Genomic DNA, 14,965 nt, shown 5'->3' with positions numbered 1-14,965 from the left:
GAATGCAAAGTGCGGCAATTTAAACGTAAAAACGTTTAGACGTCTACACCTCTCTTTTTAGAAATGGCAAAATGCGCTTTTTACACCAAAGCCAAGCCGCTATGACCGAAAGAATTGCCACAGCCCTTCGTTATCAAGACGCCACCCTGACCATTCTTGACCAGCGCGCCCTTCCCGCCGAGAAACGCTGGGTTGAGGTAGAAAGCGCCGAGCATCTGGTGGCGCTTATTCAAAGCTTGGCCATTCGCGGCGCGCCCTTGATTGGCGTGGCGGCGGTGTTATATCTGGCAGTACTGGCCAAGGCCGGCAGCGACCCACAAACCTTAGCGGCGGTTAGCGCAGCGTTAAGGGCCAGTCGGCCAACAGCGGTTAACCTGATGAACCTGTTAGACCGCCTGAACCCGCTGTTAGACAAAGACGCCGCCACCATCGAAGCGGCAGCCATTGCGCTTTTTGATGAAGATGTGGCGCTTTGCGAGCGTATTGGCCAACATGGCCTGGCGCTTTTTACCGCCAATAGCCGGGTGCTAACCCACTGCAATACGGGTGGCCTGCCTACCGCTGGCCGTGGTACCGCCCTTGGGGTTATCACCAAAGCCCAAGAACAAGGCCTTAATCCCTTTGTGTGGGTGGATGAAACCCGGCCCTTGGGGCAAGGCTCACGGCTAACCGCCTTCGAGCTTAAAGAGGCAGGGGTTGCCCATAAACTGCAACCCGACAGCGCTGCGGCCAGCTTGCTGGCGTCAGGCCAGGTGGATTTGGTGATAGTGGGCGCTGACCGCATTGCCGCTAACGGCGACACCGCCAATAAAGTGGGCACCTTGATGCTGGCGGTTGTTGCCAAGCATTATGGGGTGCCGTTTTATATTGCCGCCCCTTGGACCACCGTCGACAGCGCCTGCGCTGGCGCCAGCGCTATTCCTATCGAGCAGCGGCCAAGTGAGGAACTATTACGCCTTGGCGGTAAACAACTGGCTCCTGAAGGAACAGCGACTTACAATCCAGGTTTTGACGTGACGCCCGCTGCGCTTATCAGTGGCTGGATAACGGACCGGGGACTTATTACCGACCCGAGGCTTTTACTCACTAAATCAAGAGACAGGAATCATGACCAAAGGACTCTGGTTTGCCCTTCCCTTGCTGTTGCTGGCCGGCTGCGCCAGCAACGATGCACCGCCCCCAACCTCGCTGACCGCTACCAGGCAGCCCTTGCTGATGCCGCCGTGATAGAACCCGGCGAAGCCGTGCCATTGCCAAGCCCCGGCAAAGGCATGATTAAGGTGGTGACCTGGAGCAAGTATCCAAACAGCTTTCCCCAAGGCCGCTACATCACTAACAGCTGGGGCGACACCTGGGTCACCCTTGATGGCGCCGTAAAACGGCTTTGCCGCACCTATCAAGACAAAGTGCCCCAAACCCAAGCACTACTCGGGCTTCACCAAGTACCGGGTGAGGTGCGCGACTTTGTGATTTTAGAAGTTAACGCCAAAAACCTATTTCGCCCCTGCGCCGACCCCGACACCAGCAAGCAGCGCTGCAGCGCCGATTTCCCTAAAGGCGTCTCTGCAGCCTATAAAGGCTGGTACGCCAATCAGGTAGCCGCCTCTTACCAGGCGAACGGCTTTCCCTGGACGCGCCTCGGTTACACCTATAACTACAACATCGGCGCTTCCGAAGTTGGCCCGGCCGAATTTGTCCTGCCCAAAGGCAGCCACGCCAAAGTAATAGCTGTTATTCCCACCGGCAATTACTGCCAATAAAAAAGCGCCCAAGGGCGCTTTTTTATTGGGGTAAGTTACAGCCTATGCGACAGTCAGGACTCTGGCAGACAAGCGGCTAAGGGATAAAGTAAAGCCCTCACGCCACCACACTCACACACCCTCAGCAGTCGCTGATAGTCTCGCTCGCCTGGAACTTGCGTTTTATTAAAAAATCACCACCAGACCAAAGCAAACACCCTAAAAGGCTGACGAATACACCACTGCCGACGCAATTCGAAAAGTGGCTTTTTGGTTAATCAGAAGATGGATGTCCTTTTTATCTTTTATCTTACTTTTTTATCTTTTTTTATCTTCGCTGCGGGCTTAGTTGACTCTTAATTTCATATTTCCTGAGTGAGCTCGATCAACAAAATAATCACTGTTCTGATTTTCAATAGCATCAATAGCTGCACGAATATCAAGTAGGGTTTCTTCATGCGAGGTAATGTTTTCCAGTTGCTTTAAACTTGATAAAACATTCATATCAAGCGAATAGGCCAGTAACATACAAGCCCTATAACGAACTGCATAAGATTTATCCGCAAGCGCTATCACACCTAACTCAACGGCTTCATTTGATGATCTTGCATAGCGAATTGAATGATAAACGCAAGAGCTTCGAACCTGCCATTTTCTAGCAGTCCTGTATTTATCTAACAACAACTTCGGAAGCTCGTTTCCAAGCATCCTAAGTTCATTAATTGCGTAAAACTCTTTATCTGAGCCAGAGCCATCAAGATCATTTAATAGCTCTAGTGCATTTACTTGTTCTGCCATCTCACATCCAATCACAAAAGGTTTAACTCAACTTTTACATTGGGGTCATTGGCGCTTATTTTGTCACCGTGTCGAGTACTGTTTCTAGGCACATGATCATACTCAACGCAGTAATGACACCCACCTTGGTCATACTGAATATCCGGCCTATTAGTACCAACTTTATTGCCGTTCACATCAACCTGCTGTTGGTTTTTGCGAATATTCGAAACCGACGAATCTTGCTTCAACTCACCTACGCGATTATCAATCGCACTATTATGGTTGGCATTTCCATGAGGCTTCGCATTACCGCCGTTTGGAAGCGGCCCTCTCTTTGTAACCCCCTCCGCAATATCCTCTACTTTATCAGCTTCTTTGGATGCACGCTCCAACCGAGAACCTATCTTTGCAGCTAGAGCCTCTTCCCCAAATAAAGGGATCATGCCAATGCCAGAAAGCATTGCACCTTTCCAATCACCAGTAATGACTGACATGCCACCACTGACAATATCGGCCCCTTGGCTTAGAAAAGGTATATCTGTCATCCCTAAGCCATCAAAGAAGGTCTGCACCTTATCAAAGGTTGAAAGACCGGAAGCGTAATGTATTGACGGTGCTGAATAGGTTTTAGAGTATTCTCCTTGATCGTTTGCACCTCCTGCCCCTTTACCTCCAACGTAATGAAAACCGGCGGAATTGGTCAACCCACCGTTGTCATTTTTACTGCCGTTGTCTTCTGTTTCCGTTTGCTGAGGTGTATTGCCATCAGATGAACCCTGATTGCCATTGCTACCTCGTTGGTCAACCACCTGAACATCATTACCACCAGCTCCACTAATAGGTAGTCCTTTACTGCACATGCCTGACGGCAACGGTAAATCGCACATATTCCGTTGGGGGTGATACCCCGTCGGATCAACCCCCGCCAGTGGGTTGTTCATGATGTAGCTGTATGGGTTAAAGCTTTGGCTGTTGTCAGGACTTTGGATAAAGGGGTCAACACTTAGAAAACGGCCCAAGTTGTAGTCGTAGGCTCGGCCGTTCATATGAATAAGTGCCACCGAGTCTAAGTGCTCGTGGTCGGTAAAGCCGCGGTTGATAAGTCGGCCGCCGTCCAGGCTGGTAATAGTGCTTTCACTACCTTGGTCGTCGCCCGCTTTCCCGAAGGGGTCAAAGTAGCGGCGGCTGGCTACGCTGCCATTGTGGTCTAGCGTGGTCACAGTACTGCCCAGCGCATCTTTTAAAAGAAAGCGAATATAGCTGCCTTCGGCACTGCTGCTACCCACCACAGCCACATCACTCAAATAGGCACGCCAAGCGCCGTCGCTATCCCACTCATACGCCTTATCAACATAAAAAATGTTGCTGGTTAGGGTGGTTTGCTCTACCCGCGCGCCATCGGCGCCATAAATAAAGCCGATAGATGCGCTGCTTTTGGTGATGGCTTTGGGTTTGTTTTCAGCGTTGTAGACTACGGTTCTACCGTCGCCGCTGCGCATATTGCCACTGGCGTCGTAGGTAAAAAACTGGCGGTGCTGCCATCTAGCTTGGTGATGCTGGCTACAGCATTGGGTTTACTGCTGTCGTAGCTATATTGGCTGGCATAGTCGCTTTTGCTGGTCAGGTTGCCTGCGGCATCATAGCTGTAAGTTACCGACAGGCTGGTGCTGTCTGTGTCTAGGCTACGGCTGGTCAGACGCTGCAAGGCATCATAGGTAAAGTCTTCAGAAAGTCCTGTTGCCAAGTTTTCACGGTGGCTTAGGTTTCCGTAAACATCGAAACTGTCATAGGCGATATTGTGAACCAAGGTGCCACAAAAATATCAATCAAATAAAAAAGCGCCCTAGGGCGCTTTTTTATCATGCCGCATCAATGAAGTTTGCGGCGACCGGGTTACCGGTGTGCTGGGCAACCCAGCCGTCGGGATTGGTAAAGAGCCTTACCGCCACAAAGTAAGGCGCTTCGCCCATATCAAACCAGTGAGGGGTGCCGGCAGGCACTGAAATAAAGTCGCCTTCGGTGCAATCTACTGCATAGACATGGTGATTAAGATGCAGGTAGAAAACCCCGCTACCGGCGGCAAAGAAGCGCACTTCATCTTCGATATGAATGTGCTCGTCCAAAAACTTCTGACGAAGCTCGGGCGCTTTGGGGTTATCGGCTTGAATAGACACCACATCAACGCTTTGATAGCCGCCTTTTTGCTGCCATTCATCGATAGCATCTTGGTATTGGCTCATCACCGCATCGGGGTTGAGATCGGTTAAATCACGGGTGGGGAGGTATTGATAGTCGATACCTAACGCGGCCAGTTTGTCGCTTATTATGGTGCGATCTTCCCAGCTGCCAAGCTCAATGCCGTTTTCACTGCATAGGGTCAGGGTGGTCATAGGGTCACCTCATCAAAGTGGTGAGCAAGAGGATAACCCCGCGCAGCGGTTGTTCCAGGTCTTACCAGCTGACAAACCTGAAAGCCGGCTTCCTGGGCCGCTTCTAGCTCTTCTTTGATATCGGATAAAAACAAAATGGCATCGGCCGGCAGTGCTAACTTATTGGCAATGTTGTAGTAGCTATCCACTTCCCGCTTGTGGCCAATACGGGTGTCGAAATTGGCCTCAAAATAGCCTTGTAAATTGCCCGCATCAGAATGCCCAAACAACAGTTTTTGCGCGGCAACAGATCCAGAAGAATACACCGCTAACCGCAAGCCTTTGGCTTGCCAAGCCGCAAGCGCGGCGGGCACATCCGGGTAAACATGGCCGGTAAAGTCGCCTTGTTCATAACCTTGTTGCCAAATCAGCCCTTGCAGGGTTTTAAGGGGCGTTACTTTTTTATCTTCGTCTATCCAGCGGATAAGCGCGGCAATTTGGCCGTCGGTGTCGTCGACATCAAGGCCCGCTTCAGTGCTGACCGCTTTCAGTGCCGCGGCCACGTGCGGTTCGCTATGGTGGGCCTTAACAAAGGCCTCAATGCGCTCTTTCGCGTATGGAAACAGCACCTTATGCACAAACTCAATATCGGTGGTGGTACCTTCCACATCCATGACGATGGCTTTTATCATTTGCGCCACTCCCATTCGCATTGCAACAAAAATTCCAGGCCTTCCAGGTGCCGCCAGGCCTCTTCCGGGCTTTGGCCAAAGGCATAAAGGCCGTGACCTTTAAGCAGCAGGCCGCCAATAAAAGGTTTGGCAGCATAGCGGGCTTTTATCGCATCAGCCAGGGCTGGCATGTCTTGGGTGTTATCAAAACAGGCAATGGCCAGCGGCTCAAGATGGCTGCTGACGCCACGGATCGCCTTTTGCATTTCATAGCCATCCAGCCACAAGGTGTCGCCTGCGGTTTTACGTGACAACAAGGTCGACGCCAGCGAATGGGTATGAAATACCGCCTTGATGGCCGGTTCGCTGGCGTAAAGCGCGCAATGCACCAATGTTTCGGCGCTGGGTTTGGGCCCTTGTTGCACATTGCCGGCCAGGTCGACGGTAACCAAGTCTTTTTCGGTTAAGCTCGCTTTATCAACGCCTGATGCGGTAATAAGGCAATGGTTGTCATCAACGCGCACCGATAAGTTGCCACCGGTGGCCGGCAGCCAATGGCGGCGAGCCGCTTCGTTGCAATAATGCAGCAGGGTTGGGATCAGTCCCGGGCGGGACATAGGCACTCCGTTTGGGCATATAGACGTCTAAGTTGCCAAATCCTAGCATTCTGATACCCTGTCGCCAAACTCTTTAGGTCGAGAATTGCCGTGACCATCAGCTCAAAACTGCCTCATGTAGGCACCACTATTTTCACTCAGATGTCGGCGCTGGCTGCTGAAAAAGGGGCCATTAACCTGTCCCAGGGCTTTCCAGACTTTGCCCCTGACCAGCGGTTGTTAGAGCGCGCCGCTAAGGCAATTTTGCACGGCAATAACCAATATGCGCCCATGACCGGGCTACCGGCCCTGCGCCAAGCCATTGGCAACCTTATCGCTAACCATTATCAGCGCCAAATAGATACCAACACCGAAATAACGGTGGCCAGTGGCGCTTCTGAGGCGATATTTGACGCTATCACTGCCTTGGTACGCCCTGGCGATGAAGTGGTGCTGTTTGACCCCGCCTACGACCTTTACGAGCCGGCTATTACCCTGGCTGGGGGACGTTGCCGCCGCTTGGTGTTAACAGCGCCAGATTTTCGCCCTAATTGGCAGGCTTTTCGGCAATTACTCAATGATAAAACCCGCTTGGTATTGGTGAACACGCCCCATAACCCCACCGGCAGTTGCTGGCAGCAAGCTGACCTTGAGGCACTATGGCAAGCCATTGAAAGCCGCAATATTTTTGTGCTGTCAGATGAAGTGTACGAGTTTATTCATTTTGGCCAGCAGCCGGTTAGCGTGCACAGCCACCCTGCCCTTCGCGAGCGCAGCCTGGTGGTATCGTCTTTTGGCAAAAGCTTTCATTTAACCGGCTGGAAGCTTGGCTATGTGGTGGCGCCTGCTGAACTGACAGCCGAGCTTCGCAAGGTGCACCAGTTTGTTACCTTTTGCACCGTTAACCCCCTGCAGCAAGCCATAGCCGAGCACCTGCAAGCATTGCCGGAAGAAACCTTTGCCCTGGGGCCCTTCTACCAACAAAAACGCGATGTGCTGCGCGCCGCCCTGGCCGGTAGCCGCTTTAAGCTACTGCCGTGCGACGGCACCTATTTTCAGTTGCTTGATTACAGCGCCATCAGTGACGAAGACGATATTCAGTTTTGTCAGCGGCTGATTGAAGAAGCCGGCGTGGCGGCGATACCGGTCAGCGTGTTCTACGAAACGCCGCCTAAGAGCCAGCGTCTTATTCGCCTTTGCTTTGCCAAAGAAGAGGCAACACTGCAAGAAGCGGCAAGACGGCTTGCCAAGATGTAAAGAAAAAGGGCCGCTTAGTGCGGCCTTTTTTATTGGCTTTGCTGCCAGGCTTTGGTGCCATAAAGCGGCACCGTGGAAATAGCATGGTGGGTGCTGCCTTTGGTTTGCTTGGTCGAATACGACAGGTAAATCAGCGTTTGGTGCTGACCATCCCAAATACGCCTGACCTTTAGCGACTTAAAGAGTACCGACAAAGACTCCTTAAACACGGTTTCACCGGATTTAGACTTGTCGATGTGTTTAATCATGTCGTTGGTAATGGGCCCAGTCTGGCGGCAGGCAATAGACATGTCCGACGGGTCAGAAAAGCTCAAATCATCTTCAACATGGGCGACATGGCAAGTGACACCCGGGATCTTCGGGTCGGTAAAACCATTGACCACCACATCTTTAGTGGTAAACCAGCCGAGGGAAACCCGGGCGCTGTCGTCATGGCAGCCAGCCAATAACAACACGGCGGCCCACAAAAACGGCGTGAAAGTTTTCATTAAGACTCCAAAAGAAAACCCCGGCGAACCGGGGTTTTTTATCAGCCGTTAGTGTCAAGGTTATAAATCTTGACCTTGGCAGTTTCTCGCAAGGCATCGATGAACTGGCGGTTAGCCTCGTTCACACGTTGCTGCTGCATCTGCTTTTGCCACATGGCAATGATGTCTTTGTCAGCATCGGTTGGCTTATAGGCATGCACGGCATCAACTTGCACCACGGCGCTGTCACCATTACCTAAGGAGACCAGTTCCTTAGCGCCTTTGTCTTGTTCAAAAGCACTGCGAACGATAGCCGGTGCCAGTTTCTGGTCACGACGATTAATGCCTTTAGACTCAACAAAGTTAATGCCCTGCTCTTTCAGCCAAGCACTGATATCACCACCGGCGTTAAGCTTATCAAGTAAGGTTTGGGCAGTGGCCTTTGCCTTATCTTGCGCTTTTTCGGTACGCAGGTTTTTGGTGATTTCATCTTTAACCTGTTCAAGGGACTTACGGTGCGCGGCTTTGTAGTCACTGGCACGCACAACAAAGATGTGGTCTTTGCTGACGTCAATCACTTCCGAGTTCACCTTGTCGAGCTTAACGCTGTCAGAGAAAGCCGCGTCCAGTACCTTCGGATAATTCACCGCTTTCGGGGCATCATCGCGGGCAAAGAGCTTGGTGTGCTGAACAGTCAGGCCAGCGGCCTTAGCGGCACCCTCCAGGCTATCTGGGTTTTCAAAAGCCAGTTTTTCTAACTTGTCTTGCTTGTCATAGAACAAGTCTTCTGCCTTTTTCTTGGCTAACTGCTCTTTGATTTCGCCTTTGACATCCGCCAAGGGGCTAACCGCTTCGGGCTGAATACCGGTCAGCTTAATCAGGTGGTAGCCAAAAGAGGACTTGATAGGGCCAACCACTTCGCCTTCTTTCTTGATGGCAAACAGGGCCTTATCAAAAGCTTTGTCGTAAACGCCTTGCTGGCTCCAACCCAAGTCGCCGCCCTTTTCAGCGCTGAACTTGTCGGTTGATTCCGCTTTGGCAACCGCCGCGAAGTCTTTACCGCCCTGAATTTCCTTCAGCGCCGCTTCAGCCTTGGCTTTAGCGTCTTTACCGGTAAAGAGGATGTGCGAAGCGCGGCGCTTTTCAGGGTTTTTAAACTGACTGCTGTTGTCTTTGTAGTAGGCAGCGATGTCGGCGTCGGTAACCTTAACGTCTTTCGTTAAATCATCAGCAGACAATTCAACGTAATTAAGGGCGATTTGCTCTGGCGCCATAAAGCCTTGCGGCTTGGCGTCGTAGCGCGCTTTAACTTCGTCATCGCTGACTTTGACTTTGTCCATGTAGTCGGCCGCTTTCACGGTGGCGCTATGGATATCGCGGGTCTGGCGGCTGGCCACATAAATAGCCTTGGCTTCAGACGGCAGTACAAAATCAGTAGACAGCACAGCATCAACAAACTGCTGGCGAGCCACATCGGCACGCATCAGTTCAGAAAAATGGCTGGGGGTTAGCCCTTGGGCGTTCAAAATTGCCAGGTAACGGTCGTTGTCGAACTTGCCGTCAACCTGAAAGGCACCCAGCTTGCGAATGGCATCTTTAACTTGTTGGTCAGAAACACGCAGGCCCATATCTTTTACTGCATCGGCAACCAAATGTTGGTTAACCAGCTGCTGCAAAGCGCCCATGCGCATTTGTTTAATGAAGCTGTCGTTATTGGCCAGCTTGCTGAACATATCGCCGTTTTGCTCTTGCATGCGCGAACGTTCGTTCTGATAAGCACGCTCAAGATCGGAACGGCTGATGGATTGACCATTGACCTCAGCAGCGTCGTTGGCGCTTGATCCGCCTCTGAGGTAGGAATAAACACCGGTCAAGGCAAAGGAAAGGATTATGAGGCCAAGGATAATCTTAACTATCCAGCTCTGTGACCCTTCCCGGATCTGTTCCATCATGTTGTTTTGTCTCTCTTATATAAAAAAAGCGCATCACCGTAGATGATGCGCCCTTTGGCTTTGGCGGAGTGGACGGGACTCGAACCCGCGACCCCCGGCGTGACAGGCCGGTATTCTAACCGACTGAACTACCACTCCTCACATTCCTAGGCGCTTAAAAGGCGGTAGCCTTATGCTGCGCCCCGGCAAGGCGTCTTAGTTAACGGAGTCTTTCAGCGCTTTACCGGCCTTAAAGGACGGGATTTTAGCAGCGGCGATATTGATGGTAGCGCCGGTCTGAGGGTTACGGCCAGAACGTGCAGCACGCTCACGTACAGAAAAAGTACCGAAACCAACCAGAGCAACAGAATCACCTTCTTTCAGGGATTCAGTTACTGCGTCGGTGAACGCGTCCAGTGCACGAGCAGCAGCAGCTTTGGAAATATCAGCACCTGCGGCAATTTTATCGATCAGTTGTGATTTATTCACAATATCATCCCCTTCAATTGTTATTTTTGCTCCGCAGTCAAAATCTCCCAGAAACTGCGGCCTAGCGGAGGTTTTTATATCAAGCCTGCCTGTCTAGTGCAAGCATACTAAAGCATGCTCTTTAAGTCGGCAAACCCTGACAGAACAGGCCCTCCAGCCTAGCGACCAAGCTTAGGCTATACCAGAGCGGTCACCAGTGAAAAGCCCTCTGACGCAAAAAGTCGTCATCAGGCCGCACTTTGTGGTGAAAAGCCCGCCGGATCCTCGGCTAACGCCAGTTTCAAGACCTCGTCAATCCATTTTACTGGGTGAATAACAAGGTCTTGTTTGACGTTTTCCGGGATTTCTTCCAGATCCCGTTCATTTTCGTAGGGGATAAGGACATGCTTGATGCCACCGCGGTGGGCAGCAAGCAGTTTTTCTTTTAAGCCGCCGATACGCAAAACTTCGCCGCGCAGCGTAATTTCACCGGTCATGGCCACATCACTGCGTACCGGATTACCGGTCAAGCTAGAAACCAGTGAAGTACACATAGCGATACCGGCAGAAGGGCCATCTTTTGGTGTTGCCCCTTCTGGAACGTGAATATGAATATCACGCTTCTCGTGGAAATCGCTGTTAATACGCAGCTTGTCGGCCCGTGACCTTACAACCGTCATCGCCGCCTGGATAGACTCCTTCATTACATCGCCCAAAGAGCCGGTGTAAGTGAGTTTGCCTTTACCTGGTACGCTGGCCGCTTCAATGGTCAGCAAGTCGCCGCCCACTTCGGTCCAGGCCAGGCCCGTTACTTGGCCAATACGGTTTTCGTCATCGGCGCGGCCGTAATCAAAGCGCATAACACCCAAGAACTGGTGCAGATTATCGCCATCAATGGTGACATGCTTAGTGTCTTTTTCCAGCAATAGCTTCTTCACCGCCTTGCGGCACAGCGTTGACAGTTCGCGCTCTAAGTTACGAACACCGGCTTCACGGGTGTAATAACGAATGATGCCGACAATAGCGCTGTCTTCGACCGTCAGTTCATCTTTTTTCAGACCGTTGCGACTCACTTGCTTAGGCAGTAAGTGGTTACGGGCGATGTTCAGTTTTTCGTCTTCTGTATAACCAGATAGGCGGATAACTTCCATCCGATCTAAAAGCGGACCGGGAATATTCATCGAATTGGATGTGGCCACGAACATCACGTCGGACAAATCGTAATCCACTTCCAGATAATGGTCGGCAAAGGTGGCGTTTTGCTCAGGATCCAGCACCTCTAACAATGCAGAAGCGGGGTCTCCGCGCATATCAGACGCCATCTTGTCGATTTCATCGAGTAAGAACAGCGGGTTACGAACGCCAACTTTGGCCATTTTCTGGATGAGCTTGCCCGGCATAGAACCGATGTAAGTGCGGCGGTGGCCGCGAATTTCGGCTTCGTCGCGCACGCCGCCCAGCGCTACCCGCACGTATTTGCGGCCAGTCGCCTTGGCAATGGATTGGCCAAGAGAGGTTTTACCTACCCCAGGCGGCCCCACCAAGCACAAGATAGGCCCTTTAAGCTTGCTGGAACGTGCTTGTACGGCCAGGTACTCGAGAATGCGCTCTTTGACCTTCTCCAGGCCAAAATGGTCAGCATCCAGCACTTCCTCGGCTTTAGCGATGTTCTTTTTAACCTTGGTTTTTTTCGACCACGGCACCGATACCAGCCAGTCGATGTAGGAACGCACCACTGTGGCTTCGGCCGACATCGGTGACATCATCTTCAGCTTGGAAAGCTCGCCATTGGCTTTGGCTTTGACTTCTTCCGGCATGCCGGCTTCGTCAATTTTCGCTTGCAGGCCTTCAAACTCATCAGGCGCATCTTCCAGCTCACCCAGTTCTTTCTGGATGGCCTTCATCTGCTCGTTGAGGTAGTACTCGCGCTGGCTTTTTTCCATTTGCTTTTTAACGCGGCCACGGATGCGTTTTTCGATTTGCAACAAATCGATTTCGCTTTCCATTAAGCCAAGCAAATATTCGATACGCTCACCGACTGGAATGATTTCAAGCACTTTTTGCTTGTCTTCCAGTTTGATAGGCATATGAGCCGCCATGGTATCGGCCAGGCGTGCCGGTTCATCAATACCGCTTAACGAAGTCAGCACTTCCGGCGGGATCTTCTTATTGAGCTTGATGTAACCTTCAAATTGGTTAATGGCTGTGCGTACCAGCACTTCCTGCTCTTGCTCTTCAATGCCTTGCGACGCTAAGAAAGTCACTTCGCCGTGTAGAAAATCGTCAGCGGTTTCTAGGCTGTTGATTTCAGCACGCTGATTACCTTCTACCAGCACCTTGACGGTGCCGTCAGGCAGCTTGAGCATCTGCAAAATGGTGGCAACGGTGCCCACCGGGTAGATGTCACCCAGCTCAGGGTCGTCTTGCTCAGCATCCTTTTGCGCGACCAGGAAAACCTGCTTGTCTTGCGCCATCGCGGCTTCAAGGCAATTAACGGATTTATCACGCCCTACAAACAGTGGGATCACCATGTAGGGATAGACCACCACATCTCTCAGTGGCAGTACGGGAATTTCTATGCGTTCTGAACGCTCTAGAGTCATGCGGATCTCCAGGGGAAGCTGTTAGGCTCAAGATGGGGACACCAATAAGCAATTTCAAGAAAAAACGAGGCAGTAGCCTCGTTTTTTCTTTACAAGTCCCCATCAATTGGAAGAGGCGACCTTATCTTCCGAACGATAAATCAAAATTGGCTTAGATTCGCCTTTGATAACCGTTTCGTCCACCACCACCTTCTCGACGTTTTCTTCGCCGGGCAGTTCGTACATGGTGTCAAGCAACACCCCTTCAACAATAGAACGCAGGCCCCGGGCACCGGTTTTGCGCTCCATGGCTTTGTGGGCAATGGCTTTGAGTGCGTCGTCGCGGAACTCCAGCTCAGCGCCTTCCAGCGAGAACAAGGCCTGATATTGCTTGGTCAGGGCATTTTTAGGTTCAGACAAGATCTGTACCAGCGCAGACTCATCAAGCTCATCCAGCGTTGCCACAACAGGCAAACGGCCAATGAACTCAGGAATAAGGCCGTATTTCACCAAATCTTCCGGCTCAACCTTGCGGAACAGCTCAGAAATAGATGACTTGTCTTTTTCGCCTTTCACCTCAGCACCGAAACCGATGCCTTTAGAGGTGGCAGTACGAGCGTCAACAACCTTATCAAGACCAGCAAAGGCACCACCGCAAATAAACAAGATCTTAGAGGTATCAACCTGCAAGAACTCTTGCTGCGGATGCTTACGGCCACCTTGCGGCGGCACGGCAGCAACGGTGCCTTCAATCAGTTTCAAAAGCGCTTGCTGTACCCCTTCCCCGGAAACATCACGGGTAATGGAAGGGTTATCTGATTTGCGCGAAATTTTGTCAATCTCGTCGATATAAACAATGCCACGTTGGGCTTTGTCGATATCGTAATCGCATTTTTGCAGCAGCTTTTGAATGATGTTTTCTACGTCTTCACCCACATAACCGGCTTCGGTCAAGGTGGTGGCGTCAGCCATGGTGAAGGGCACGTCCAGCAGACGCGCTAAGGTTTCGGCCAGCAATGTCTTACCGGAACCGGTTGGGCCAATGAGCAAAATATTACTTTTGCCAAGCTCAACATCATCGTGGCTGGGGTTGCGCAACCTTTTGTAGTGGTTGTAGACAGCAACAGACAGCACCTTTTTGGCATGATCCTGGCCGATAACGAAGTCATCCAAATGGCTTCGGATCTCTTTTGGCACAGGCAGGCTGTCCTTGGCCTGACGGGGGGCAATTTCCTTTATCTCCTCGCGGATGATGTCGTTGCACAAGTCAACGCATTCATCACAGATAAAGACAGATGGCCCCGCGATCAGCTTACGGACCTCATGCTGGCTTTTACCGCAAAAGGAGCAGTACAGCAGTTTGCCGTCGCCACCACCTTTAGTGCTTTCAGTCATTGGTTACCTCATGCAGTGCAGGTCTTCCCTGCCCGGCTTTCTCTTTATTGTAGGATACGACCAAATCAGCGGCTTACAAGAACGGAATCAACAAGTCCGTATTCTTTCGCCTGATCGGCAGTCATAAAGCGATCGCGATCGGTATCCTGAGTAATAGTGTCCAGCGGTTGGCCGGTATGTTCAGCCAACAGGCGATTCAGCCTGTCTTTGATGAACAGAATCTCTTTGGCATGGATCTCAATATCAGAGGCCTGGCCCTGAAAGCCACCCAAAGGTTGGTGGATCATCACCCGCGCGTTCGGCAAACAATGGCGCTTACCTTTAGCACCACCGGCGAGCAGGAACGCGCCCATAGAGGCCGCTTGGCCAATACAGACAGTGCTCACATCCGCTTTAATAAATTGCATGGTGTCATAAATCGCCATGCCAGCCGTCACGGAGCCACCGGGCGAGTTGATATAAATGTGAATATCTTTCTCGGGATTTTCTGACTCAAGGAACAATAGCTGCGCCACAATCAGATTGGCCATCTGGTCTTCAACCTGACCGGTCAGGAATATCACACGCTCTTTTAACAGGCGGGAATAGATATCAAAGGAACGTTCCCCACGTGCGGTCTGTTCGATGACCATCGGCACCAGGGCATTCATCGGGTTGTTCTCGGCGTTTAGCTTCATTAAGGGTCCTGAAATGAAAAATGGCTCGAGGGT

Annotated in this window: 13 protein-coding genes, 1 tRNA gene and 1 pseudogene; 2 read left to right on the top strand and 13 right to left on the bottom strand. The window is 51.5% G+C overall.

The genetic code is table 11. The features are described from left to right. Positions 1-101: 101 nt before the first annotated feature. Positions 102-1,067 (top strand): annotated as a pseudogene (gene mtnA, locus DW350_RS19615) (S-methyl-5-thioribose-1-phosphate isomerase); the annotation flags it as partial. 1,017 nt (positions 1,068-2,084) lie between these two features. On the opposite strand, the gene DW350_RS19440 reads toward mtnA, so the two are convergent. The 6 genes from DW350_RS19440 to DW350_RS07680 are packed head-to-tail and all read right to left on the bottom strand — an operon-like array spanning position 2,085 to position 6,176. Then, positions 2,085-2,537: a hypothetical protein gene (locus DW350_RS19440; protein ID WP_152032956.1), complete on the bottom strand. Its 453-nt coding sequence runs from the start codon at positions 2,535-2,537 to the stop codon at positions 2,085-2,087. Positions 2,538-2,548: 11 nt separating this feature from the next. Then, positions 2,549-4,018, bottom strand: coding sequence for an RHS repeat-associated core domain-containing protein (locus tag DW350_RS07700; RefSeq protein WP_115718306.1), 1,470 nt, complete (start codon positions 4,016-4,018; stop codon positions 2,549-2,551). After that, entirely contained in the window at positions 3,991-4,326 is a 336-nt protein-coding gene (locus tag DW350_RS07695; protein WP_115718305.1) for an RHS repeat domain-containing protein, read from the bottom strand. Before DW350_RS07695 ends, DW350_RS07700 begins: the two co-directional genes overlap by 28 nt. Before the next feature lie 52 nt (positions 4,327-4,378). Then, entirely contained in the window at positions 4,379-4,909 is a 531-nt protein-coding gene (locus DW350_RS07690; protein ID WP_115718304.1) for a 1,2-dihydroxy-3-keto-5-methylthiopentene dioxygenase, read from the bottom strand. Further along, complete coding sequence (gene mtnC, locus DW350_RS07685) at positions 4,906-5,580, bottom strand: acireductone synthase (protein WP_115718303.1); 675 nt, start codon at positions 5,578-5,580, stop codon at positions 4,906-4,908. Before mtnC ends, DW350_RS07690 begins: the two co-directional genes overlap by 4 nt. After that, the gene (locus DW350_RS07680) at positions 5,577-6,176 is read right to left on the bottom strand and encodes a methylthioribulose 1-phosphate dehydratase (protein WP_115718302.1); all 600 of its coding nucleotides are present in this window, start codon (positions 6,174-6,176) and stop codon (positions 5,577-5,579) included. The genes mtnC and DW350_RS07680 overlap by 4 nt, the downstream gene beginning before the upstream one ends. A 141-nt stretch (positions 6,177-6,317) precedes the next feature. On the opposite strand from DW350_RS07680, the gene DW350_RS07675 reads away from it, so the two are divergent. After that, positions 6,318-7,412, top strand: a complete 1,095-nt coding sequence (locus DW350_RS07675) for a methionine aminotransferase (protein WP_264296857.1) — start codon at positions 6,318-6,320, stop codon at positions 7,410-7,412. A 29-nt stretch (positions 7,413-7,441) separates the two neighbouring features. On the opposite strand, the gene DW350_RS07670 is transcribed toward DW350_RS07675, so the two are convergent. The 7 genes from DW350_RS07670 to clpP all read right to left on the bottom strand — a co-directional run bounded on the left by DW350_RS07670 (position 7,442) and on the right by clpP (position 14,932). Next, positions 7,442-7,900, bottom strand: coding sequence for a CreA family protein (locus DW350_RS07670; RefSeq protein WP_115718300.1), 459 nt, complete (start codon positions 7,898-7,900; stop codon positions 7,442-7,444). 41 nt (positions 7,901-7,941) lie between these two features. Then, positions 7,942-9,831, bottom strand: a complete 1,890-nt coding sequence (ppiD, locus tag DW350_RS07665; RefSeq protein ID WP_115718299.1) for a peptidylprolyl isomerase — start codon at positions 9,829-9,831, stop codon at positions 7,942-7,944. A 61-nt stretch (positions 9,832-9,892) separates the two neighbouring features. Continuing rightward, positions 9,893-9,969 (bottom strand) — tRNA-Asp (locus tag DW350_RS07660). Positions 9,970-10,026: 57 nt separating this feature from the next. After that, on the bottom strand, positions 10,027-10,299 hold the full coding sequence (hupB, locus tag DW350_RS07655; protein WP_115718298.1) for a nucleoid-associated protein HU-beta: 273 nt from the start codon (positions 10,297-10,299) through the stop codon (positions 10,027-10,029). A 227-nt stretch (positions 10,300-10,526) separates the two neighbouring features. Continuing rightward, the gene (lon, locus tag DW350_RS07650; protein WP_115718297.1) at positions 10,527-12,881 is read right to left on the bottom strand and encodes an endopeptidase La; all 2,355 of its coding nucleotides are present in this window, start codon (positions 12,879-12,881) and stop codon (positions 10,527-10,529) included. Between the two features lie 102 nt (positions 12,882-12,983). Then, a complete protein-coding gene (gene clpX / locus DW350_RS07645) occupies positions 12,984-14,255 on the bottom strand; it encodes an ATP-dependent protease ATP-binding subunit ClpX (protein ID WP_115718296.1) in 1,272 nt (423 codons plus the stop codon). Between the two features lie 65 nt (positions 14,256-14,320). Next, complete coding sequence (gene clpP / locus DW350_RS07640) at positions 14,321-14,932, bottom strand: ATP-dependent Clp endopeptidase proteolytic subunit ClpP (RefSeq protein ID WP_115718295.1); 612 nt, start codon at positions 14,930-14,932, stop codon at positions 14,321-14,323. Positions 14,933-14,965 lie beyond the last annotated feature (33 nt).

Origin of the sequence: Gallaecimonas mangrovi (assembly GCF_003367375.1) — a bacterium.
GTDB classification, from domain to species: Bacteria; Pseudomonadota; Gammaproteobacteria; order Enterobacterales; family Gallaecimonadaceae; genus Gallaecimonas; species Gallaecimonas mangrovi.
Note: the sequence above shows the minus strand (reverse complement) of the source record. Positions and strands in the feature narration are given on the sequence as shown.